This is a genomic window from Nocardioides sp. Z35_8, assembly GCF_059621125.1.
On the sequence record NZ_JCAQIE010000006.1, the window covers coordinates 14,862 to 37,723 of the forward strand.

The window sequence follows — 22,862 nt, forward strand, 5'->3', positions numbered from 1 at the left end:
GGAAGTCCGACACCTGGAGGGGGTTGCAACGGCCTCCAGGTGTCGGAGTCCCCGCTCGAGCGGGGACTCCGACAGCGGGCCGGCGAGAGCTCGCGGACCCGGAAAACCCTCCTCGAGCCCGTCAGCGGGTGATCGCGGCGACGAGCGCCTGGGCGGTGTCGCAGCGGTCGATCAGCTCGCCGACGTGGGCGCGGGTGCCGCGGAGCGGGTCGATCGTGGGGACCCGCTGGAGCGACTCGCGGCCGGGGAGGTCGAAGATCACCGAGTCCCAGGACGCGGCGGCCACCGAGTCGGCGTACTTGTCGAGGCAGCGGCCGCGGAAGTAGGCACGGGTGTCGGTCGGCGGGTCGTGCATGGCCGCCTCGATGGTGGCGTCGTCGAGCAGCCGCTCGATGCGGCCCGCGGCGGCGAGGCGGTGGTAGAGGCCCTTGTCGGGTCGTACGTCGGCGTACTGCAGGTCGATCAGGTGCAGCTTGGCGTCGTCCCAGTCGAGGTCGTCGCGGTCGCGGTACTGGCGCAGCAGCTTCAGCTTGGCGACCCAGTCGAGCTCGGTGGCGCACTCGAAGGGATCACGCTCGAGGCGGGTCAGCACCGACTCCCATCGCGTGAGGACGTCGACCGTCTGCTCGTCGGCGTCGGCGCCGTAGCGGTCCTCGACGTACTTGCGGGCGAGCTCGAGGTACTCCAGCTGCAGCTGCACGGCGGTGAGCCGGCGCCCGTCACGCAGGGTCACCAGGTGCCGCAGCGTCGGGTCGTGCGAGACGTCGCGCAGCGCCTTGACGGCGCCGTCGACGCTGAGGTCGCGGTCGATGAAGCCGTCCTCGATCATCGCCAGCACGAGCGACGTGGTGCCGGACTTGAGGTAGATCGACACCTCGGCGAGGTTGGCGTCGCCGAGGATGACGTGCAGGCGGCGGTAGACCGCCGGGTCGGCGTGCGGCTCGTCGCGGGTGTTGATGATCGGTCGCTTGAGCGTGGTCTCGAGGCCGACCTCGACCTCGAAGTAGTCGGCGCGCTGGCTGATCTGGAAGCCGCGCTCGGCGGTGGTGTCGCGCCCGTCCTGGCCGATGCCGACGCGTCCCGCGCCCGTGACCACCTGGCGGGAGACGAAGAACGGCGTCAGGTGCCGCACGATCTCGGCGAACGGCGTCGAGCGCCGAGTCAGGTAGTTCTCGTGGGCCCCGTAGGAGGCGCCCTTGTTGTCGGTGTTGTTCTTGTAGAGCACGATCGGCGTGCTGCCGGGCACCTGAGCGGCCATCCGCGAGGCGTCGAGCATGACCTGCTCCCCCGCCTTCTCCCACCGCACGACGTCGAGCGGGGTCGTGACCTCCGGCGAGGAGTACTCCGGGTGCGCGTGGTCGACGTAGAGCCGCGCGCCGTTGGTGAGGATGACGTTGGCCAGGCCGAGGTCCTCGTCGGTGAGCTGGCTCGCGTCGGCCACCTGGCGGGCCATGTCGAAGCCGCGCGCGTCGCGCAGCGGGGACTCCTCCTCGAAGTCCCAGCGCGCCCGCCTGGCCCGCACCGTCGAGCTGGCGTAGGCGTTGACGATCTGCGACGACGCGACCATCGGGTTGGCCGACGGCAGCCCCTGCACCGAGATGCCGTACTCGACCTCCGTGCCCATCACGCGTCGTACGCTCATGAGATGAGCCTACGGGTGTGGGACGAGCGGGTGGTGCCGCGACTGACCGACCTGAGCCTGCGCGGCCACGAGGTGGGCGAGCTGCGCACGCTCGCCTGCGCGGGCCTCACCGGGCGGGTGCTCGAGGTCGGCTTCGGCAGCGGGCTCAACGTCCGCTGGTATCCCCCGGCGGTCACCTCGGTGACCGCGATCGAGCCCTCCGACCTGGGCTGGGAGCTCTCCGAGCCGCGACGGGCGCGCGGCGACGTGCCGATCGAGCGGGCCGGGCTCGACGGCCAGCGCCTCGACCTGCCGGACGGATCGCACGACAGCGCCCTGGTGACGTTCAGCCTGTGCACGATCCCCGACCCGGTCGCGGCGCTGCGCGAGGCGAGGCGGGTGGTCGGCCCGGGCGGACGGCTGCACGCGCTGGAGCACGGTGCGGCTCCCGAGGAGTCCGTACGCCGCTGGCAGCGGCGCCTCGAGCCCGTGCAGCGCGCCGTCGCCGGCGGCTGCCACCTCACCCGGGACGTCGTCGCGCTCGCGGCGGACGCCGGCTGGCGGGTGGACCAGGTCGAGCAGTCCTACCTCCCGGGTCCGGGAGTGTCCCGGCCCTGGACGTACGTCTACCGGCTCGGGGCCGGCTGACGTACGAGGTCAGCGGCCGCGGCGGAGGAACCCGACGAGGAAGAGCACGACAACGACGACGACGACGATGATCAGGATGGTTCGCATCCGCACAACCTAGTGGTCCGCGCGTCGGCGTCAACCCCTCCCAGGAGGGGTCAGGGATCGCGCCGCTGCCCGTTGACCGCGGAGGCATGGGCGGCGTTGACCCCGATGATGCCCAGCCACGCGACGACCACGGCGGGCAGGCCCCCTCCGTCGGTGGCGACGGTGGTCGCGACGGTGATCGGGATGCCCGCGCCGACGGAGACGAGGCCGAGCACGAACTGCCGGATCCGGGCGCCCTCGTTGCCCGTCGAGCGGCGATGCTCGAGCGCGCGCTCCTCGGCGACCCGCCGCTCCACGGCCCGGTGGATCCGCTCGGCGAACCCGTCGACGAGCTCGGCGTCGTAGCGGGCCCCGAGCTCGCGGCGGGTCTCGAGGGCGGCCTCGATGTCGCGGTGACCGAGGTCCTCGTCGCGCGTCACCGCCGTGGCCTCAGAGGTACTGGCCGGTGTTGGCGACCGTGTCGATGGACCGGCCCGGCTCGGTGCCCTGCTTGCCGGTGATGAGCGTGCGGATGAAGACGATCCGCTCGCCCTTCTTGCCCGAGATCCGCGCCCAGTCGTCGGGGTTGGTGGTGTTGGGCAGGTCCTCGTTCTCCTTGAACTCGTCGACGCACGCCTGGAGCATGTGCTGGACCCGCAGCCCGCGCTGGGCGGGGTTGAGGTCGCTGTCGAGGAGGTCCTTGATCGCCATCTTCTTGGCGCGGTCGACGATGTTCTGGATCATCGCACCGGAGTTGAAGTCCTTGAAGTAGAGGACCTCCTTGTCGCCGTTGGCGTAGGTGACCTCGAGGAACCGGTTCTCCTCCGACTCGGTGTACATCCGCTCGACGGTGGCGCGGATCATCGCGTCGACCGTGGCGGTGCGGTCCTGGCCGAACTCGGCGAGGTCCTCGGCGTGCAGCGGCAGGGTCGGGGTGAGGTACTTGGAGAAGATGTCGCGTGCCGACTCGGCGTCGGGGCGCTCGATCTTGATCTTCACGTCGAGTCGTCCCGGGCGCAGGATCGCCGGGTCGATCATGTCCTCGCGGTTGGAGGCGCCGATGACCAGCACGTTCTCCAGCGCCTCGACACCGTCGATCTCGCTGAGCAGCTGGGGCACGATCGTGTTCTCCACGTCGGAGGAGACGCCCGAGCCGCGGGTGCGGAAGAGCGAGTCCATCTCGTCGAAGAACACGATGACGGGCGTGCCGAGCGAGGCCTTCTCCCGCGCGCGCTGGAAGACGAGGCGGATGTGGCGCTCGGTCTCGCCGACGTACTTGTTGAGCAGCTCGGGGCCCTTGATGTTGAGGAAGTAGGACTTGCCCGAGGCGCCGGTGCGCTCGGAGACCTTCTTGGCCAGCGAGTTGGCGACCGCCTTGGCGATCAGCGTCTTGCCGCAGCCGGGGGGCCCGTAGAGCAGCACGCCCTTGGGTGGCTTGAGCTCGTGGTCGCGGAACAGCTCGGGGTGCAGGTAGGGCAGCTCGACGGCGTCGCGGATGGCGTCGATCTGGGTGGTGAGGCCGCCGATCTGCGTGTAGTCGATGTCGGGCACCTCCTCCAGGACGAGCTCCTCGACCTCCGACTTCGGCACGACCTCGTAGACGTAGCCGGCGCGGGTGTCGAGCAGCAGCGAGTCGCCGGCGCGGATGGTGACGTCCTCCGCGCACAGCGGCTCGGCGAGGCGGACGACCCGCTCCTCGTCGGCGTTGGCGATCACCAGCGCGCGCTCGCCGTCGGCGAGGATCTCCTTGAGCATCACGACCTCGCCGACCTGCTCGAAGTCGAGCGCGGCGACGACGTTGAGCGCCTCGTTGAGCATGACCTCCTGCCCGCGCACCAGGCCGTCGAGCTCGACGGCCGGGCTCACGCTGACGCGGAGCTTGCGGCCGCCGGTGAACACGTCGACCGAGTCGTCGTCGTTGCGGGCGAGGAAGGTGCCGAAGCCCGCCGGCGGCTGCGCCAGCCGGTCGACCTCCTCCTTGAGCGTGGTGATCTGGTCGCGGGCGTCGCGCAGCGTCTGCGCGAGCCGCTCGTTCTGGCTCGAGACCGCCGCGAGGGAGCGCTGCGTGTCGGCGAGGCGGCTCTCGAGGCCGCGGGACTGCGCGGGCAGGTCCTCCAGCCGGCGGCGCAGGTCGGTGACCTCCGCCTCCAGGTATCGCACCTGCGTGGCAAGCTGCTCGCGTGTCGGCTCAGACATCTCGCACCTCCTGTCCGACGACACTACCCATCGGGCCACGGGACGGAAGTGGATATCTCGCGTGTTGCCACACCGTTTCGCGACGTCGCCGCCGGAGCCGGGTCACCCGCCGTTGAGGCGGCGGATCTCGTCGAGCTCCTCGGGGGCCAGCCGACCCGACGCCTCGAGCACCTGCTGCAGCACCGCCGACTTCCCGGCGAGGTAGGAGTCGATGTCCATCCCGGGCTCCGCCGCGAGGGCGCGCTTGACGGCGGCGTACGCGTCGCGCAGGTCGTCGCGGGTGCGCAGCACGTCGCGGACCGCGAGGTGGTTGCGCACGTGCAGGGTGCCGGCGGTGCACACGTAGACGTTGCGCCGTGGCGGGCCGGGCGCGTGGAACGCCTCGCGGCCGGTGACGCCGAGGTCTCCGCGGTGGACGTGTCCGACGGACTCCAGGGCGGCGACAGCGGCGGCCACGTGCTCGGCCGCCACGATGACGTCGATGTCGAGCACCGGTTTGGCCGCCAGACCGGGCACCGACGTGGAGCCCACGTGCTCGACCCGGGCGGTCGGGACCTCGGCCAGCGCGGCGCGCAGGCCCGTGGCGACCTCCTCGAACTGCTCGGCCCAGCGGGGCGAGGGGTCGACGACCTCGATCCCGCTCATGCCTCGTCGGGCTGGGTGACCTCGGGCTGCTCGACCGGCTCGTGCGGAGGGATGTCGGCGGGGCGGGGCCCGGTGTAGTCGGGCCCGTAGGCGCCGGGTGCGGGGCGCCGGGTCTTGCGCGGCGGCTTCGCCCCCGGGGCCATGCGTCGCGCGGTGACCAGGAACGCCGTGTGTCCGATCATCTTGTGGCCCGGCCGCACAGCGAGCCCCTCGACGTGCCAGTCGCGGACCATGGACTCCCACGGCTGCGGCTCGGTGAAGCCGCCGTGGGTGCGCAGCGTCTCGACCACCCGGGACAGCTGCGTCGTGGTGGCGACGTAGGCACAGACGATCCCGCCGGGCACCAGGGCGTCGGCGACGACGTCGACGCAGTTCCAGGGGTCGAGCATGTCGAGGATGACCCGGTCCACCTGGCCGCCGAGGGCCGGCAGGCCCTCCTTGAGGTCACCGAGGCGCAGGTCCCACGCGGGGTGGGTCTGCCCGTCGGGAGCGGAGAAGAACTGGTGCACGTTGCGGCGGGCGACCTCGGCGAACTCCTCGCGCAGCTCGAACGACGTGACCCGTCCCCACGGACCCACGGCGCGCAGCAGCGAGCAGGTCAGCGCCCCCGACCCGGCCCCCGCCTCCACCACGCGGGCCCCGGGGTAGATGTCGGCCAGCGCGACGATCTGCGCCGCGTCCTTGGGGTAGACGACCGCCGCACCGCGCGGCATCGAGACCACGAACTCGTTGAGCAGCGGCCGGAAGACGAGGTACTGCCCGCCGGCCGACGAGGTGACGGTGAAGCCCTCGTCGCGACCGATCATGTCGTCGTGGTCGAGGTGGCCCTTGTTGGAGAAGAACCGCTTGCCGGCGACCAGCTCGAAGTTGTGCTTGCGGCCCTTCTGGTCGGTCAGGCGCACCCACTCGCCCACGCGCAGGGGGCCGCGGTGGACGCCGGACCATGCCTCGGCGGGGACGTCGGGAGAGGGCTCGGACGGCTCGGACATGGCCCGCACCCTAGTGTCAGGAGGCCGGATTCCCCTCAGCGGCGGGCGTTCTCGCGGAACGCCCGGTCGACGTCGGCGGTGGCCAGCACGCCGTAGATGCGGCCGTCGTCCTCGACGAGCAGGTACTCCTCGGCCGGGCGGCGGCTGATCGCCATGACGAGGTCCTCGCCGGCCACCGTGGCGGGCAGCATCAGCCCGTCCTCCATCGTGCGCGCCACCGCGGACACCGCGACCCACGGACGCCGGTCGGCGGGCATGGCCGTCACGGCCGCCTCGCTGACGATGCCCACGGGCGTGCCGTCGGCGGCGACGGTGACGATGCTGCCGGCCTGTGCCTCCTGGGCGCGGCGCACGGCCTCGGCGAGGGGGAGGTCCTCGGGGACGGTGAGCGTACGCCGGGCGAGCGGCCGGGCGACCAGGTCGGGCAGGCGGCGTCGGAGCTGGGCGTGCGCCATCGCGGCCGTCGCGCCCGTCCACAGGAACAGGCCGACGACGAAGACGAGCACGATGTCGAGGACGGTGGGCGTCGTCCCGGTCAACGGCTCCATCACGAGCGGCCACGCAAGCAGGGCCAACGCGGTGACCCGGCCGCCCCACCCCGCGACGATGGTGCCGCGGTGCGGATCGCCGCTGGCACCCCACACGGCCGCCTTGAGCACCCGGCCCCCGTCGAGCGGGAGCCCGGGCACGAGGTTGAGCACGCCGATCAGCAGGTTGGACGCGGCCAGGCCGCCCACCGCCATGCCCACGAGCCCGTCGGGGAGCACCAGCCACGCCGCACCCGCGACGAGGCCGACCCCGAGCGAGGTGAGCGGGCCGACCACGGCGATCCAGAACTCGTGGCGGGGCGTGCGGGACGTGCCGTCGATCTCGGTCATGCCGCCCAGGAAGTGGAGCGTGATCGAGTTGACGCCGTAGCCGAGGCGTTGGGCGACGACGGCGTGGGACGCCTCGTGGAGCAGCACGGAGAGGTAGAGCACGACCGCGAACACGAAGCCCGCGACGTACTTCCAGAACCCGAGGCCCGGCTCGACCGCCTCGATCCGTGGACCGAACGCGACGGAGATCAGCAGCGCGATGACGAACCACGAGGTGGTGATCAGCACGTCGATGCCGGCGATCGACCCGATCCGGAAGGTGCCCGGGGCGCGGGGCGCCGCCTGACGGCGTGCGTCGGCGGGGGCTGGTTCGGTCGGGTCGGCCACGTCTGAACCCTAACGAACCCCGCCCACAGCGACCGTCCGCCGCTGCGCGCCGGGACCTCCGGTGTCGTATGCCTCGCCTAGGGTGAGCCGAGCCATGACGAACCCGCTTGCCGCTCCCACCGATGCCGTGACCGAGTCCCCCGCCGAGCGGGTCTCGACACCGGTGGACGGTGTGGACGTGCTGGGCGCGATCTCGCCCAGCCGGGCAGGCGACTTCATGGCCTGTCCCCTGATGTACCGCTTCCGCACGATCGACCGGCTGCCCGAGGAGCCGTCGCCCGACGCCGTGCGCGGCACGGTCGTGCACAAGGTGCTGGAGGACCTCTTCGACCTCCCCGCCCCCGACCGCACCCCCGCGCGGGCCGACGACATGCTCGAGCCGGCGTGGGAGGCGCTGCTGGAGGCCGAGCCCGACCTGGGCGCGATGTTCGGCGGCGAGGGCCCCGACGTGGCGGCGTGGCTCACGTCCTGTCGCGCGGTGCTGGCGCGCTACTTCGACCTCGAGGACCCCCGGCGCCTCGAGCCGGCCGAGCGCGAGCTCTACGTGGAGACGCTTCTCGACTCGCGACTGCTGCTACGCGGCTTCGTCGACCGGGTCGACGTCGCTCCCGACGGCCGGATCAGGGTGGTCGACTACAAGACCGGTCGCAGCCCCGGCGAGGGCTACGAGGCCAAGGCCCTGTTCCAGATGCGGTTCTACGCCCTGGTCCTCTGGCGGCTGCGCGGCGTCGTGCCGTCGGTGCTCCAGCTGATCTACCTCGGCAACGGCGAGATCCTGCGCTACGAGCCCGACGAGGACGACCTCCGCGCCACCGAGCGCAAGGTCGAGGCGGTGTGGCGGGCGATCCAGGCCGCCCGCGAGTCCGGCGACTGGCGGCCGAGCCCGTCGCGGCTGTGCGACTGGTGCTCCTTCCACCAGCACTGCCCGACCAAGGGCGGCACGATCCCGCCCCTCCCCGCTCCCACCCCGCCCGTCACCGACGCCTCGGCCGACGAGTCCGCCGACTGACCTCGTCAGGGCGTGACGTACGCGTCGGGAGGCGTCGTGGGACCCGCGTCGATCGCGCCCAGCCCCTCGGTCACCAGCTCGGCGTCGACCCGGTGGGGCTGGATCGTGCCCGCGGCGATCTCCTCGGCGAAGTGGCACGCGACGCGGTGGTCGGACGAGGCGCCCTCGACCTCCACGACGCGCAGCTGGGGACGCTCGGTGTCGCAGCGCGTCTCCTGCCGCCACGGGCAGCGCGTGTGGAAGCGGCACCCGGTCGGCGGGTTGGCGGGCGAGGGCAGGTCGCCGGTGAGCAGGATCTGCTCGCGCGAGTCCTCGACCAGCGGGTCGGGCACCGGCACCGCCGACATCAGCGCGCGCGTGTAGGGGTGCAGCGGCACGTCGTAGAGCTCGGCGGCGCCGGACTCCTCGACGAGCCCGCCGAGGTACATCACGCCGATCCGGTCGCTGATGTGACGCACGACCGCGAGGTCGTGGGCGACCACCAGGTAGGTCAGGCCGAGCTCGTCCTGGAGGTCCTGGAGCAGGTTGATGACCTGCGCCTGGATCGAGACGTCGAGCGCGCTGACCGGCTCGTCGGCGACGATGAGGTCGGGTCCCACGGACAGGGCCCGGGCGATCCCGATGCGCTGGCGCTGGCCGCCGGAGAACTCGTGGGGGTACTTGCTGAGCGCCGCGGGCGGCAGTCCGACCGCCGACATCAGCTCGCGGAGGCGGGCGTGGGTCTTCGCCTTGTCGTCGGCCATGCCGTGGGCGCGCATCCCCTCGAGCACGAGCGACTCCACGGTCTGACGGGGGTCGAGGCTCGACATCGGGTCCTGGAACACCATCTGGAAGCGCTTGCGCTCGCGCCGCAGCGCCTCGCCCTTGAGCGAGGCGATGTCGGTGCCGTCGAAGACCACCGAGCCGGCCGTGGGCGGCTCGAGGTTGAGGATGGCCTTGCCGAGCGTGGACTTGCCGCACCCCGACTCGCCCACCAGGCCGTAGGTCTCGCCGCGGCGGATGACCAGGTCGACGCCGTCGACGGCGCGCACGTGGCCGACCGTGCGGTCGAACAGCAGGCCGCTCTTGATCGGGAAGTGCACCTCGAGGCCACGGACCTCGACGAGGACGTCGGACTCCCCCGTGCCTCGTGCCGGCTCCGTCATCGGACGCCTCCCTCGGGGTTGAAGCAGCGGAACCCGACCACCTGGTCGCCCTCCCACTGGGGCGTCTCCTCGGTGCAGACGTCGACCCGGTTGGCGCAGCGCGGGGCGAACGCGCACGCGGAGTCCCACGGCAGGTTGTCGGCGACCGACCCCGGGACGGGGTCGAGCTTCTCCCCGCGTGGGGCGTCGAGGCGCGGGATGGAGTGGAGCAGGCCGACCGTGTAGGGGTGGCGCGGGCGGGCGAAGAGGCCGTGGCGACCGCCACGCTCGACGACCTTGCCGCCGTAGAGCACGTTGACCTCGTCGCACAGCCCGGCGACGACGCCGAGGTCGTGGGTGATCATCACGAGCGCGGTGCCGGTGTCGACCACGAGCTCCTTGAGCAGCGCCAGGATCTGGGCCTGGATCGTCACGTCGAGGGCGGTCGTCGGCTCGTCGGCGATGAGCAGCCGCGGGTTGCAGGCCAGCGCCATCGCGATCAGCGCCCGCTGGCGCATCCCGCCGCTGAGCTGGTGGGGGTAGTTGATCAGCCGGGCCTTGGGGTCGGGGATGCCGACGCGGTCGAGCAGGTCGGCTGCCTTCGGGGTGGCCGCCTTGCGGCTGAGGCCCTGGTGGCGCTCCATCACCTCGGTGACCTGGCGACCGATCGTCACGACGGGGTTGAGCGAGGACAGCGGGTCCTGGAAGATCATCGCGATGTCGGCCCCGCGGCGGTCGCGCATCTGCGACGGCGACAGCGTGAGCAGGTCCTCACCGTCGAAGAACGCCTGTCCCTCGACGGTGTTGCCGCGGCCGGGCAGCAGGCCCATGATCGCGAGCGACGTGACCGACTTTCCGCATCCGGACTCGCCGACCAGGCCGACGGTCTGTCCGGGGCGGACGTCGAAGCTCACGCCGTCGACCGCCCGGAACGGCTGCTCGCCGTGCCGGGTGAACGTGACGCGCAGGTCGCGCACGGAGAGCAGCGGCTCGCCGGACGCCGCCGAGCGAACGGGCTGGTGCAGGGACTGGGTCATCGAGATCACCTCCTCGACTTCGGATCGAGCGCCTCGCGGAGGGACTCCCCCATGAGCGTGAAGCCCAGCGCGACGACGATGATGCACCCGGCCGGGTAGAACGCCAGGTGCGGGGCCTCGGAGATGTAGTCCTGGGCGAGGCCGAGCATCTGCCCCCACTCGGGCTGTCGCTGGTCGGGGTTGCCGAGGCCGAGGAAGGACAGCGCAGCGGCGTCGACGATCGCCACGGCCAGCGAGAGCGTGGCCTGGACGATCACCGGTCCGAGCGAGTTGGGCAGCATGTGGCGGAACACGATCGAGCTCGGTCGCACCCCCAGCGACCGCGCGGCGAGCACGTGGTCGCTGCCGCGCTGCGCGAGCATCGAGCCGCGCAGCAGGCGCGCGAAGACCGGCACCTGGATGATCGCGATGGCGATGATCAGCGTCCACTGGCTCGGCTCGCGGGCGAGCGAGGCGACCGTGAAGGCCAGGAGCAGCGACGGGATCGACAGCATCACGTCGACGATGCGCATCACGACCGCGTCGACCCAGCCGCCGATGGCACCGGCGATCGTGCCGAGCGTCAGGCCGCCGATGAGCCCGAACAGCGTGGCGAACACGCCCACGATGAGGGTCTGGCGGCTGCCGACGAGCAGGCGGGAGAGCAGGTCGCGCCCGCGGTCGTCCGCGCCGAGCAGGTGGCCGGCCTCGGGGCCCGGCACGGGGTTGGACTGCGGTCGCACCTTGTCGAGCAGCGGCCGCGCGGTGGGGTCCCACGGCGCGAGCCACGGCGAGATGATCGCGAGCACGACGAAGGCCACCGTGATCACGAGCCCGAGGATGAAGATCGGGTTGCGTCGCAGTCGCTTCCAGGCGCTGCGGATGAGGGAGACGCCGGGCTCGTCGTCGACGGTGCCCGCCGTGGCGAGGGCGTCGATGCGGTCCCTGCGCATCCGGCCGTACGACGGTCGCCGCGGCGCGCGCTCGGGCGTCGGGCTCGTGGGGGCCGGGGTGGGGGTCGGGTCGGGCACGGGGCTCACCTCGTCCTGATCCGGGGGTCGATGACCGCGTAGGCCATGTCGACCAGAAGGTTGACGAGGACGTAGATCACCGCGGCGGCCATGATCAGCACCTGCAGCACGGGATAGTCCTTCTCGCGGAAGGCGGTGGCCAGGGCCTCGCCGATGCCGCGGTAGGAGAAGACGGTCTCGGTCAGCACCGCGCCGGCGAGCAGGCCGCCGACCTGCAGGCCGATGGTGGTGACGACGGGCAGCATGGCGTTGCGGAGCACGTGCCGGGCGCGGATCACGCGGGTGGTGAGGCCCTTGGCCTCGGCCGTGCGCACGTAGTCCTCGTCGAGCACGTCGAGCACCGAGGCGCGGGTGATGCGGAAGATCACTGCGAACGGGATCGTGGCCAGCGCCAGCGCCGGCAGGATCAGGTGCTTGAGCGCGTCCCACGCGGCGTCCCACTCGCGCGTCAGGATCCCGTCGAGGACGAACATCCCGGTCACCCGGGTGGCGTCCATGCCGGTGCTCTGGCGCCCGGACACCGGCAGCAGGTTCCACTCGACGGCGAAGAAGTACTTGAGGAGGAAGGCGGTGAAGAACACCGGCACCGCCACGCCCACGAGGGAGAAGATGACCGCTCCCGTGTCGACGACGGAGCCCTTGCGCCGCGCGGCGAGGTAGCCGAGCGGGATGCCGAGGGCGATCGCCAGCGCGAGCGCGAGGAACGACAGCTCCACCGTGGCCGGCAGCCGGTCGAGGAAGATCTGGAGCGCGTCCTCACCGGGCAGCACCTTGGTGGAGACGCCGAAGTCGCCCTGCACGGCCCGCTCGAGGAACCGGAGGTACTGCACGGGCAAGGGCTGGTCGAGCCCGAGCGCCGCCTCGAGGGCGGCGCGCCGCTCGGGCGTCTGCCGCTCGCCCAGGATCGCGGACACCGGCCCGCCGGGCAGCGAGCGCAACCACGCGAAGACGAGCACGGACAGCACGAGGACCACCAGGCACATCTGCAGCAGTCGTCGTACGACGAAGCGGATCACACGTTCTCCTCACACACGCCGACACGGTCCGGGGGCCGTCGCTGGGACGGCCCCCGGACGTCGTGCACTGTCGATCGGTCAGCGGACGGGGGTCACTTCCCACCCACGACGACCGTGTCGAACTCCTCGGCGGTGAGCGGGCTCGGCGTCACGCCGTCCACGCCGGGTCCCACGACGAGCGCGGGCGGCGAGTGGCTGATCGCCAGGCCGGGGAGGTACTCCTCCATGATCTGGCGGTTGATCTCCTCGAACGCCGCGCCGCGCTCGCCCTCGTCGACGATCGCGTCGGCGGCCTGGAGGTCGTCGGCGAGCTGCTTGCCCCACGGGTAGGCGGTGGTGCCGAAGTCGTTCTCCTTGAGGTTGCCGAAGAACGTGCCGATGAAGTTGTGCGCGGAGTCGTAGTCGCCGGTCCAGCCCAGGATGTAGGCGTCGTAGCGGCCGGCGGTGACGTTGTCGAGGTAGCCGCCGTTCCACGAGGCGGTCTTGACGTTGACCTTGACGCCCACGGCCTCGAGGTCGCTGCGCAGCGCCTCGAAGATCTTCTCCGGGTCCGGCATGTAGGGCCGGCTGACCTCGGTCGGGTAGGCGAACGTGAGCTCCAGGCCCTCGGCCCCGGCCTCCTGCAGCAGGCGCTCGGCCTCGTCGGGGTCGTAGGGGTAGGCCTCGAGGCTGGTGTTGTAGCCGCTCACCGTGTCGGGCATGAACTGCGTGGCCACGGCGGCGCCCTCGGGCAGCTGCGTCTGGACCAGCTGCTCACGGTTGAGGGCGTGGTAGAGCGCCTGGCGGACCTTGAGGTCCTTGAGCTTCGGGTTGGCCTCGGGGTTGAAGCCGAGGTAGAGGATGTTGAACGGGTCGCGCACCTCGACGCTGTTGCCGTCCTCCTCCAGACCGGCCCAGTCGACCGGGTTGGGCAGGTCGTAGCCGTTGATGCTGCCGGCCTCGAGCTCCTGGCGGCGGGTGCTCTCGTCGGGGATCACCCGGAAGACCAGCTCGCTGACCTTGGCCTTGTCACCCCAGTAGTCGTCGTTGCGCTCGAGGGTGATCTCGCCGTTGGCCTCGTCGTACTCACCGAAGGTGAACGGACCGGTGCCGACCGGGTTGTCGGCGTAGGCGGGGAAGCTGAAGCCCTCGCCCTCGGCGGCGATGCCGTTGGCGTCGCCCTCCTCGAGCGCCTTGGGCGACTGCATCGAGAGCGACTCGAGGGTCAGCATCGTCGGGAAGCCGGACGTCGGACCGCTGATGGAGACCACGGCCTCGAACTCGTCGGTGGCCTCGCAGCCCCGGTAGAGCGAGTTCTTCGCGTCGTTGGCGAACGCCCCCATGACGTAGCCCCAGTACTCGCCGGCGGTCTGCCCGGCCTCGTTCTGGTCGAACATCCGCTCGAAGTTGGCGCACACGGCCTCGGCGTTGAAGGGCTCACCGTCGTGGAAGGTGACGTCGTCACGCAGCGTGAAGGTCCACTCGGTGCCGTCCTCGTTGGGCTCCCAGTCGGTGGCGAGCTCGGGCACGACCTCGGCGCTGCCCGGCTCGATGCCGAGCAGGCCCTCGAACATCTGGCGGGTGACGCGGAACGTCTCGCCGTCCGTCGCGTAGAAGGGGTCGAACATCTCCGGCGCACCGGCCGCACCGAAGACGAAGGTGCCGTCGTCCCCGCTGCCGCTGCCGCCGCTCTCGCCGTCGTTGCGCTCGCTGTCGGCGCAGCTCGCCAGGGTGGCGGCCGCCAGGACCGCCGTGGTCCAGGTCGCCACGGTGCGTCTCACAGACATCCTGAGTCCTTCCGTCCGGTATTCGATCAGGTGTGTCCCGCACCCTAGACCGGCGGACGTGGGCCGGACCACAACGACATGGTCACGGTCGGATCACAGGTGGCGGGCGCCGCGGCCCGCGTCGAGCGCCACCCCGCCGCGAGCCCCCCCGTCGTCCGCGTCGTCCGGCTCGACGAGGGCGGCCAGCCGAGCGGCGTCGAGCCCGACGAGCGTCTCGGCGAACACCCGCCGCTCCCCCGCCGGGACCGGTACGTGGTGGGGCACGCAGAGAACCGTGCAACCGGCTGCGACGGCCGACGTGGCTCCGGTGTCGGAGTCCTCGATGGCCAGGCAGTCGCCCGGCGCCAGGCCCAGGTCGGCGGCAGCGGTGAGGTAGGGCTCCGGGTGCGGCTTGCCCTGCGTGACCCGGTCGCCGACAACGATGCTGTCGAACGTGCCCGGCGGGAGCTGGGCCAGGATGGGGTCGACGAAGCGCTGCCACGACATGGTCACCAGCGCGCACGGGACGCCGCTCTCGCGCAGGTCGGCCAGCAGCTCGCGGGCGCCGGGACGCCACGGCACCTGGGTCTGCACGCGCGCCACCACGCCGTCGAGCAGCTCGTCGACGATCTGCTCGGGGGTCCGGTCGATGCCCATGTGCTCGCGGATGTAGGCGCCCGAGTCGAGCAGCGCGCGCCCGACGAGGTTGAGCGCGTGCTCCTGCGACCACGTGCCGCCGTACCTCTGCGCGAGGGCGTACTCGGTGTCGATCCAGTAGGGCTCGGTGTCGACGAGGGTCCCGTCCATGTCCCACAGGACAGCTGCCGGCATCACGGGCACATCGTCCCACGCGGCGCCGGGCCGACCCGTCGCGGGTCAGCCCTCGGTGAGCTCGGCCAGGAAGGCCCGGCCACGCTCGCTCGTGGGACGTTCGAGCACCTGCTCCGGGGTGCCCTGCTCGGCGATCCCGCGATCGGCCATCAGCACGACGCGGTCGGCGGCCCGGCGGGCGAAGCGCATCTCGTGGGTCACCACGACCATCGTCATCCCGTCGTCGGCCAGCGAGCGCATCACCTGCAGCACCTCGCCGACCAGCTCGGGGTCGAGCGCCGAGGTCGGCTCGTCGAAGAGCATCAGCTCGGGATCCATGGCGAGCGCCCGGGCGATGGCCACCCGCTGCTGCTGGCCCCCCGAGAGCCGGTCCGGGTAGGCGTCCACCTTGTCGGGCAGGCCGACCCGCTCGAGCAGCTCCACCGCCCGGGCCCGCGCCTCGGCCCGGGACCGGCCGAGCACGTCGACCTGGGCCATCGTCACGTTGTCGATGACCTTGAGGTGCGGGAAGAGGTTGAAGGACTGGAAGACCATGCCGATCCGGCTGCGGGCGCGGTTGAGCTCCTTCTCCTGGTAGGACAGCTCCTCCCCGGCGAACCGGATGGTGCCGCCCTGGATGCGCTCGAGACCGTTGATGCACCGCAGCAGGGTGCTCTTGCCGGCGCCGGACGGGCCGATGAGCACCACGACCTCGCCTCGGTGCACGTCGAGGTCGACCCCCTCGAGCACCACGGTGTCGCCGTAGGACTTGAGGATGTCGCGCATCTCGACGACGAGCTCGCCCCCCTGGGGCGCGGACGTCTCGGGGCTGGTCATGCCGCTCACCTCCGGTGGGCGCTGAGTCGGTGCTCGAGGCGGTTCACCACGAAGGTGAGCGCGAGCACGATGGCCAGGTAGTAGAGGGAGACGATGAGGTACATCGTCAGCGGCTCGTAGGTGGCCGCCGCCTCGTTGCGCGCGCTGAGGAAGAGCTCCTGCAGGCCGATGAACGCCACCAGGGAGGAGTCCTTCACCGCGATGATGAACTGGCTGCCGAGCACCGGGAGGATCGCCCGCAGCGCGAGCGGGGCGCGCACCCGGCGCAGCGTCTTGAGCCGCGACATCCCCAGCGACCTGGACGCCTCGTCGAGTCCCTTGGGGACGGACTGGAAGCCGGAGCGGATGATCTCGGCGATGTAGGCCGCGTTGTGGACCCCGAGCGCGATCGCTCCCGCCCAGAACTTGTCCAGCGTGACGATCTCGGCGATGCCGAAGTAGAGGACGAAGATCTGGGCGATCAGCGGCGTGCCGCGGATGAGCCCGATGAACCCGGTCGCGATCCAGCGCAGGACCGCGACCCCGCTCATGGACATCGCCGCCACCACGGAGCCGAGGAGCAGGGCGAACACGAGCGCCGTGGCGGTGAGCCGCAGCGTGATCCACGTGGCGTCGAGGAAGACCGGCGCCGTGTCGACGAGGTGGTCGAGGAAGCTCATGGCGTCAGGAGATGTCCTGTCCGAACCACTTCTCGCTGATCTCGGCGTAGGTGCCGTCGTCCTTGATGGCGGCCAAGGCATCGTTGAGCTCGTCGACGAGCGCGGTGTTGCCCTCGTCCACCGCGAACGCGGGCTCCTCGCTGTAGAGCGGGTCGCCGCACGCGCGCAGGTCGCGCTCGGCGCGGTCGATCTGGAAGAGCCCGACGAGCCGGTCGGTCATCGCGCCGTCGAGTCGTCCCGCGTCGACGTCCTGGAGGGCGGTGACGTCCGAGGTGAAGGTCACCACCTCGCCTGCGAGGCCCTCGTCCTCGAGGAAGGTCTGGTAGGTCGTGCCGGACGCGACCCCGACCTTGGGGGAGTCCATCTCCCGCGGATCCTCGCAGTCGCTGTCCTGGGCGACGAACATCGTCGCGCCGGAGGTGTAGTAGCTGTCGGTGAAGTCGACGGCCCGGTCGCGCTCCTCGGTCGGCGTCATCGACGCGATGAGCACGTCGTAGCGCTGGCTCTTCACGCCCTGGATGAGGGTGTCGAAGGCGCCGGTCTCCGTCTTGGGCTCGAGGCCCATCTCCTCGGCGATCGCGACGCCGATGTCGTAGTCGAAGCCGGTGAGCTCGTTGTCCTCGAAGTAGCTGAACGGCTGGAACTCGCCGCTCATGGCGATGACCAGCTCGCCGTCGTTGATCAGGCGGGGCTCGTCGGAGGCCGCGTCGCCGCCGTCGTCGCCGCACGCGGCGAGGGTCATCAGGGCAGCCGTCGCGAGGGCCGCGATGGCCCCCGTCCGCCGTCGGTCGGTCATCCTGCGCGGGAGCTTGTTCATCGTCGTCCTGCCTCCGTTCGGCCACCCCACGCGGTCGTGGGGCCGAGAGTCTCGCTTCGGTCAGGCGCACGAGGGTAGCGCCAGTCGCGAGAGCGTCGGCGACGCCCCCTGTCGGCATCCGGCCGGGATCCGGGCCTGATCCCGGCGTGCTGGGCCTCCGGACAGCCTCTGGCGAACTCCCGCCGTCAGCGGTAGACAGGGGGCACTCGGGAGCGTCTCGGGCCGCTGTCATCGGGAGAACCATGGTCGCCCTGCACACCGCCATCGCGATCGTCCTGGTCGTCGCCCTGATCATCAAGGGACGCATCGACCCGGTGATCTCGCTGATCCTCGGCTCGCTCTACCTCGGGCTCGCGGGCGGGGTCGGCTTCGCCGGCACGGTCGAGGCGATCACGACCGGCTTCGGCGGGATCATGGCCGAGGTCGGGCTGCTGATCGGCTTCGGGGTGCTCATCGGGGCGCTGCTGCACTCCACGGGCGCCTTCCGTCGCCTCGTCGCGCTGCTCGTGCAGAAGGTCGGCTCGGGACGGCTGCCCTACGCGCTGAGCTCGATGCTGGCGGTGGTCATGCCGTCGATCTACGTCGACGTGCAGGTCGTCCTCGCCGCGCCGGTGGCCCGTTCGGCGTCGCCGTTCGTCGGCAAGGTGGGCCTTCCGGTGCTCGCCTCGGCGCTGGGCTGCGGGATCTTCGCCGGCTACGTCTTCGTCATCCCCGGCCTGGCCGCGATCTCGATCGCCGGGCTCCTCGACATCCGCCTCGGTGACTGGCTCGTGTACGGGGTCGTGATCGGCCTCGTGACGGCGCTGGTGTCCACCCTGCTGATGCGCCTGTTGTTCGCCGCCGGCGGCTTCTGGAAGCCCGAGACCGACGAGGAGCTCGACGAGGCGATGGCCGAGCAGGAGGCCGCCGACCGGGCCTACCTCACCGGTGAGGCCGGCACGGCGCGGGAGGCACTGGCCCAGCGGGAGTCGGAGGCCGCTGCCGCCGAGGCGAAGGAGGGCGTACGCCGCCTGCCGCTCGCGGTGCTCATGCTGCCGATCGTGGTGCCGCTGCTGCTGATCGCGCTCGGGGCGTTCGCGGAGCTCGGCGGCTGGTCCACCACCTTCATCGCCTTCCTCGGCGACGCCAACATCGCGCTCTTCATCGGCCTGCTCGGGGCCTACGCCCTGTCCCGCGCCTCCTCGGGCGGCGAGCACACCAACGAGGCCATGGAGGACGGCTTCCACACCACCGGCGAGATCCTGCTGATCACCGGTGTCGGCGGCTCGCTCGGCGCGGTCATCGAGGCCACCGGGCTCGACAGCGTGCTGGGCGACCTGTTCCAGGCCGACGCGGGCGCGCCGGTCGTGCTGAGCATCCTGCTGGCTTGGTTCATCGCCGCGGTGCTGCACCTGGCGATCGGCTCGGTGTCGGTGGCCGCGATCACCGCCGCCGGGATCATCGCCCCCATCCTCGACTCGCTGACCGTCTCCCCCATCGTCATCGGCCTGGCGATCGCGTCGGGCGCGATGTTCGCCCTGCAGGTCAACAGCAACTTCTTCTGGATGTTCAAGTCGCTGCTCGGCCTGTCGACCAAGGGCACGCTCAAGACGCTGACGCTCGTCACGTCGGTCGCCTCGGTGGTCTCGCTCCCGCTGGTGATGCTGGCGGCTCTCGTCCTCTGAGCCGCCGCCCGCGGCTGGGTGCTGCGGGTCAGTCCTCGGGGTCGTAGCCCAGGTTGGGCGAGAGCCAGCGCTCGGCCTCGGCGAGGGTCCAGCCCTTGCGCTCGGCGTAGTCGGCGACCTGGTCGCGGGCCAGGCGGCCCACCACGAAGTACTGCGACTGCGGGTGGGAGAGGTAGAAGCCGCTGACCGAGGCGCCCGGCCACATGGCCATCGACTCGGTGAGCGTGATCCCGGTGTGCTCCTCGACGTCGAGGAGCTCCCAGAGGGTGCGCTTCTCGGTGTGCTCGGGGCAGGCGGGGTAGCCCGGGGCGGGGCGGATGCCGTCGTACTGCTCCTTGATCAGCCCGACGTTGTCGAGGTGCTCGTCGGGCGCGTAGCCCCACAGCTCCTTGCGCACGCGCTCGTGGAGGCGCTCGGCGAACGCCTCCGCCAGCCGGTCGCCGAGCGACTCGAGCAGGATCGCGTTGTAGTCGTCGAGCTCGTCGCGGAAGGCCGCAACCCGCTCCGCAAGGCCGTCGCCGGCGGTCACCGCGAAGGCGCCGACGTGGTCGCGCAGGCCGGTCTCCTTGGGCGCGACGTAGTCGGCGAGCGAGCGGTTGGGCACGCCGTCGCGGTGCCGCCCCTGCTGGCGCAGGTGGTGCAGCGTGGCGTGGACCCGGCTGCGGTCGCCGTCGAGGTAGAGCTCGACGTCGTCGCCCACCGCGTTGGCGGGGAAGAACCCGACCACGCCGTGGGCGCGGATCCACTTCTCCTCGATGAGCCGGTCGAGCATCGCCTGCGCGTCGTCGTAGAGCCTGCGCGCGGCGGGGCCGGAGCTCGGGTTGTTGAGGATGTCGGGGAAGGCGCCCTTCATCTCCCACGCGTTGAAGAACGGCTGCCAGTCGATGTAGCGGCGCAGGGTCGTGAGGTCCTGGTCGCGGATCACGCGTACGTGCTGGGTGACGGCGGTGCCGGTGAACGGCGACACGTCGTGGTCCTGCTGGAGCAGCATGTGCGGCTTGGGCGGGTGGTAGTCGGACCAGTCGAGGGGCGTGGCGTTGGCCCGGGCCTGCTCCAGCGTCACGAGCGGGCGGTCGTTCTTGGCCGCGTGGCGCGTGCGGAGGGAGTCGAAGTCGGCCTGGACGTCGGCCATCAGCTTGTCGCGGCGGGTCGGGCTGAGCAGCGCGGCGGCGGTGGGCACCGAGCGCGAGGCGTCCTTGACCCAGACCACGGGGCCGTCGTACTTCTGGTCGATCTTGACCGCGGTGTGGGCCCGCGAGGTCGTCGCGCCGCCGATGAGGAGCGGCAGGTCGAGGCCGACGCGCTGCATCTCGGAGGCGAAGCTGACCATCTCGTCGAGCGAGGGGGTGATCAGCCCGGAGAGCCCGATGATGTCGGCGTCGTGCTCCTGCGCCGCGTCGAGGATCTTCTGGGCGGGCACCATCACGCCGAGGTCGATGACCTCGTAGTTGTTGCACTGCAGCACCACGCCGACGATGTTCTTGCCGATGTCGTGGACGTCGCCCTTCACCGTCGCCATGACGATGGTGCCGTTGGTCTCCTTCTGCGCCGCCAGCGCGGGGTCCTTGACCTTCTCCTCCTCGATGTAGGGGATCAGGTAGGCCACGGCCTTCTTCATCACGCGCGCGCTCTTGACCACCTGCGGGAGGAACATCTTGCCCGCGCCGAACAGGTCGCCGACGACGTTCATGCCGTCCATCAGCGGACCCTCGATCACCTCGATCGGACGCCCGCCGGCCGCGGCGATCTCGGCCCGCAGCGCCTCGGTGTCGGCCTCGACGTGGGCGTCGATGCCCTTGACCAGGGCGTGGGTGATCCGCTCGCGCAGCGGCAGGCCGCGCCACTCGTCCTCGGTCACCTCGACGGCGCCTGCGGCGACGTTGAAGCGCTCGGCGATCTCGAGCAGGCGCTCGGCGGCGTCGGGGCGGCGGTTGAGCACGACGTCCTCGATGCGCTCGCGCAGCTCGGGGTCGACCTCGTCGTAGACGACCAGCGCACCGGCGTTGACGATGCCCATGTCGAGCCCGGCGCGGATCGCGTGGAACAGGAAGACCGCGTGGATCGCCTCGCGCACGGGGCTGTTGCCGCGGAAGGAGAACGACACGTTGGAGATGCCGCCGCTGACCTTGGCCCCGGGGAGGTGGTGCTTGATCCAGCGGGTCGCCTCGATGAAGTCCTCGCCGTAGGTGGCGTGCTCCTCGATGCCCGTGGCGACGGCGAAGACGTTGGGGTCGAAGATGATGTCCTCGGGCGGGAAGCCGACCTCGTCGACGAGGATCCGGTAGGCCCGCTCGCAGATCGCCTTGCGGCGCGCGAGGTTGTCGGCCTGGCCGTCCTCGTCGAACGCCATCACCACCACCGCCGCGCCGTACTTGCGGCACAGCCGCGCGTGGTCGCGGAACGCCTCCTCGCCCTCCTTCATGGAGATGGAGTTGACGATGGGCTTGCCCTGCACGCACTTGAGCCCGGCCTCGATGACCTCCCACTTGGAGGAGTCGACCATCACCGGGACGCGGCTGATGTCGGGCTCGGCGGCGATCAGCTTGAGGAAGCGGTCCATCGCCGCGACCCCGTCGATCATGCCCTCGTCCATGTTGACGTCGATGACCTGCGCACCGGCCTCGACCTGCTGGGCCGCCACGCTGAGCGCGGCGTCGTAGTCGCCGTCCTTGATCAGCTTGCGGAAGCGGGCCGACCCGGTGATGTTGGTGCGCTCGCCGACGTTGACGAACAGGCTCTCGTCGGTGATCGTCAACGGCTCGAGCCCGGCCAGCCGCATGACCGGCTGGTGCTCCACGGGCTCGCGGCGGGTCTTGTCGGCCACCGCGCCCGCGATGGCGGCGATGTGCTCGGGGGTGGTGCCGCAGCAGCCACCGACCAGGTTGAGGAAGCCGGCCTCGGCGAACTCGGCGAGCACCGCCGCGGTCTGGTCGGGCGTCTCGTCGTACTCGCCGAACGCGTTGGGCAGCCCGGCGTTGGGGTAGACGCTCACGAAGGAGTCGGCCAGGCGGGACAGCTCGGCGACGTAGGGGCGCATGTCGCGCGCGCCGAGCGCGCAGTTGAGGCCGACGGCCAGCGGGCGGGCGTGGCGCACGGAGTCCCAGAACGCCTCGGTGACCTGGCCCGACAGGGTGCGCCCCGAGGCGTCGGTGATGGTGCCCGAGATGATCACCGGCCAGCGGCGGCCCTGCTCCTCGAAGAGCGTCTCGACCGCGAAGATCGCGGCCTTGGCGTTGAGCGTGTCGAAGATCGTCTCGATCATCAGCAGGTCGGCGCCGCCGTCGACCAGGCCGCGGGCGGCGGTCAGATAGGCGTCGGCGAGCTGGTCGAAGGAGACGTTGCGGGCCCCCGGGTCGTTGACGTCGGGCGAGATCGACGCCGTGCGGGTGGTCGGGCCGAGCGCTCCGGCGACCCAGCGCGGCCGGTCGTCGGTCGAGACCGCGTCGGCGGCCTGGCGCGCCAGCCGGGCGGACTCGAGGTTGAGCTCGTAGGCGAGGTCCTCGAGGCCGTAGTCGGACAGCGAGATCGCGTTGGCGTTGAAGGTGTTGGTCTCGATGATGTCGGCCCCGGCGCCGAGGTAGTCCTCGTGGATCGCGCGGATCAGCTGGGGCTGCGTGAGCGTCAGCAGGTCGTTGTTGCCGACCAGGTCGCTGGGGTGGTCGGCGAAGCGCTCGCCGCGGTAGCCCGCCTCATCGGGACGGTCGCGCTGGATCGCCGTGCCCATCGCGCCGTCCAGCACCATGATCCGCTCGCTCAGGATCGCC

General features: G+C 71.3%; 19 protein-coding genes. 3 read left to right on the forward strand and 16 right to left on the reverse strand.

Annotated elements, in window-relative coordinates:
- Nucleotides 1–121 precede the first annotated feature (121 nt).
- Nucleotides 122–1,642 (reverse strand): depupylase/deamidase Dop, encoded by a 1,521-nt coding sequence (gene dop, locus AC54T2_RS19220; protein WP_186342155.1) that lies wholly within the window; start codon nucleotides 1,640–1,642, stop codon nucleotides 122–124.
- Between the two features lie 3 nt (nucleotides 1,643–1,645).
- On the opposite strand from dop, the gene AC54T2_RS19225 reads away from it, so the two are divergent.
- Nucleotides 1,646–2,269 carry a class I SAM-dependent methyltransferase gene (locus tag AC54T2_RS19225; protein ID WP_496666974.1) on the forward strand — a complete coding sequence of 208 codons (624 nt, stop codon included), beginning with the start codon at nucleotides 1,646–1,648 and terminating at the stop codon, nucleotides 2,267–2,269.
- A 137-nt stretch (nucleotides 2,270–2,406) separates the two neighbouring features.
- On the opposite strand, the gene AC54T2_RS19230 is transcribed toward AC54T2_RS19225, so the two are convergent.
- From AC54T2_RS19230 to AC54T2_RS19250, 5 genes are all read right to left on the reverse strand, one after another.
- A complete protein-coding gene (locus AC54T2_RS19230; RefSeq protein WP_186342153.1) occupies nucleotides 2,407–2,775 on the reverse strand; it encodes a hypothetical protein in 369 nt (122 codons plus the stop codon).
- A 10-nt stretch (nucleotides 2,776–2,785) separates the two neighbouring features.
- On the reverse strand, nucleotides 2,786–4,531 hold the full coding sequence (gene arc / locus AC54T2_RS19235) for a proteasome ATPase (RefSeq protein ID WP_186342152.1): 1,746 nt from the start codon (nucleotides 4,529–4,531) through the stop codon (nucleotides 2,786–2,788).
- Between the two features lie 102 nt (nucleotides 4,532–4,633).
- Nucleotides 4,634–5,176 (reverse strand): GrpB family protein, encoded by a 543-nt coding sequence (locus AC54T2_RS19240; protein WP_186342151.1) that lies wholly within the window; start codon nucleotides 5,174–5,176, stop codon nucleotides 4,634–4,636.
- Nucleotides 5,173–6,165 carry a tRNA (adenine-N1)-methyltransferase gene (locus AC54T2_RS19245; protein ID WP_496666975.1) on the reverse strand — a complete coding sequence of 331 codons (993 nt, stop codon included), beginning with the start codon at nucleotides 6,163–6,165 and terminating at the stop codon, nucleotides 5,173–5,175. The genes AC54T2_RS19240 and AC54T2_RS19245 overlap by 4 nt, the downstream gene beginning before the upstream one ends.
- 35 nt (nucleotides 6,166–6,200) lie before the next feature.
- A complete protein-coding gene (locus AC54T2_RS19250) occupies nucleotides 6,201–7,370 on the reverse strand; it encodes a site-2 protease family protein (RefSeq protein WP_186342149.1) in 1,170 nt (389 codons plus the stop codon).
- A gap of 94 nt (nucleotides 7,371–7,464) precedes the next feature.
- On the opposite strand from AC54T2_RS19250, the gene AC54T2_RS19255 reads away from it, so the two are divergent.
- Nucleotides 7,465–8,379, forward strand: coding sequence for a PD-(D/E)XK nuclease family protein (locus AC54T2_RS19255; RefSeq protein ID WP_489976943.1), 915 nt, complete (start codon nucleotides 7,465–7,467; stop codon nucleotides 8,377–8,379).
- 5 nt (nucleotides 8,380–8,384) lie between these two features.
- Here AC54T2_RS19255 and AC54T2_RS19260 read toward each other — a convergent pair whose 3' ends face one another.
- The 9 genes from AC54T2_RS19260 to AC54T2_RS19300 all read right to left on the reverse strand — a co-directional run bounded on the left by AC54T2_RS19260 (nucleotide 8,385) and on the right by AC54T2_RS19300 (nucleotide 17,434).
- Nucleotides 8,385–9,524 (reverse strand): ABC transporter ATP-binding protein, encoded by a 1,140-nt coding sequence (locus AC54T2_RS19260; RefSeq protein WP_186342147.1) that lies wholly within the window; start codon nucleotides 9,522–9,524, stop codon nucleotides 8,385–8,387.
- Nucleotides 9,521–10,540, reverse strand: a complete 1,020-nt coding sequence (locus AC54T2_RS19265) for an ABC transporter ATP-binding protein (protein ID WP_186342146.1) — start codon at nucleotides 10,538–10,540, stop codon at nucleotides 9,521–9,523. The genes AC54T2_RS19260 and AC54T2_RS19265 overlap by 4 nt, the downstream gene beginning before the upstream one ends.
- Nucleotides 10,541–10,545: 5 nt before the next feature.
- Entirely contained in the window at nucleotides 10,546–11,550 is a 1,005-nt protein-coding gene (locus AC54T2_RS19270; RefSeq protein WP_241005404.1) for an ABC transporter permease, read from the reverse strand.
- Nucleotides 11,551–11,555: 5 nt separating this feature from the next.
- The gene (locus AC54T2_RS19275) at nucleotides 11,556–12,566 is read right to left on the reverse strand and encodes an ABC transporter permease (protein ID WP_186342145.1); all 1,011 of its coding nucleotides are present in this window, start codon (nucleotides 12,564–12,566) and stop codon (nucleotides 11,556–11,558) included.
- 92 nt (nucleotides 12,567–12,658) lie between these two features.
- Nucleotides 12,659–14,326, reverse strand: a complete 1,668-nt coding sequence (locus AC54T2_RS19280) for an ABC transporter substrate-binding protein (RefSeq protein WP_206054571.1) — start codon at nucleotides 14,324–14,326, stop codon at nucleotides 12,659–12,661.
- A 99-nt stretch (nucleotides 14,327–14,425) separates the two neighbouring features.
- Nucleotides 14,426–15,142 carry an HAD family hydrolase gene (locus AC54T2_RS19285; RefSeq protein WP_496666976.1) on the reverse strand — a complete coding sequence of 239 codons (717 nt, stop codon included), beginning with the start codon at nucleotides 15,140–15,142 and terminating at the stop codon, nucleotides 14,426–14,428.
- Between the two features lie 45 nt (nucleotides 15,143–15,187).
- The gene (locus AC54T2_RS19290; protein WP_489976945.1) at nucleotides 15,188–15,958 is read right to left on the reverse strand and encodes an ATP-binding cassette domain-containing protein; all 771 of its coding nucleotides are present in this window, start codon (nucleotides 15,956–15,958) and stop codon (nucleotides 15,188–15,190) included.
- A gap of 5 nt (nucleotides 15,959–15,963) precedes the next feature.
- Nucleotides 15,964–16,617, reverse strand: a complete 654-nt coding sequence (locus AC54T2_RS19295; protein ID WP_186342142.1) for an amino acid ABC transporter permease — start codon at nucleotides 16,615–16,617, stop codon at nucleotides 15,964–15,966.
- A gap of 4 nt (nucleotides 16,618–16,621) precedes the next feature.
- Nucleotides 16,622–17,434, reverse strand: coding sequence for a transporter substrate-binding domain-containing protein (locus tag AC54T2_RS19300; protein ID WP_496666977.1), 813 nt, complete (start codon nucleotides 17,432–17,434; stop codon nucleotides 16,622–16,624).
- Nucleotides 17,435–17,676: 242 nt separating this feature from the next.
- Between AC54T2_RS19300 and AC54T2_RS19305 the strand changes: the two genes are divergently transcribed.
- Nucleotides 17,677–19,098, forward strand: coding sequence for a GntP family permease (locus AC54T2_RS19305; protein ID WP_496666978.1), 1,422 nt, complete (start codon nucleotides 17,677–17,679; stop codon nucleotides 19,096–19,098).
- Nucleotides 19,099–19,126: 28 nt separating this feature from the next.
- On the opposite strand, the gene metH is transcribed toward AC54T2_RS19305, so the two are convergent.
- Nucleotides 19,127–22,840 carry a methionine synthase gene (gene metH, locus AC54T2_RS19310; RefSeq protein WP_496666985.1) on the reverse strand — a complete coding sequence of 1,238 codons (3,714 nt, stop codon included), beginning with the start codon at nucleotides 22,838–22,840 and terminating at the stop codon, nucleotides 19,127–19,129.
- Nucleotides 22,841–22,862: the final 22 nt, after the last annotated feature.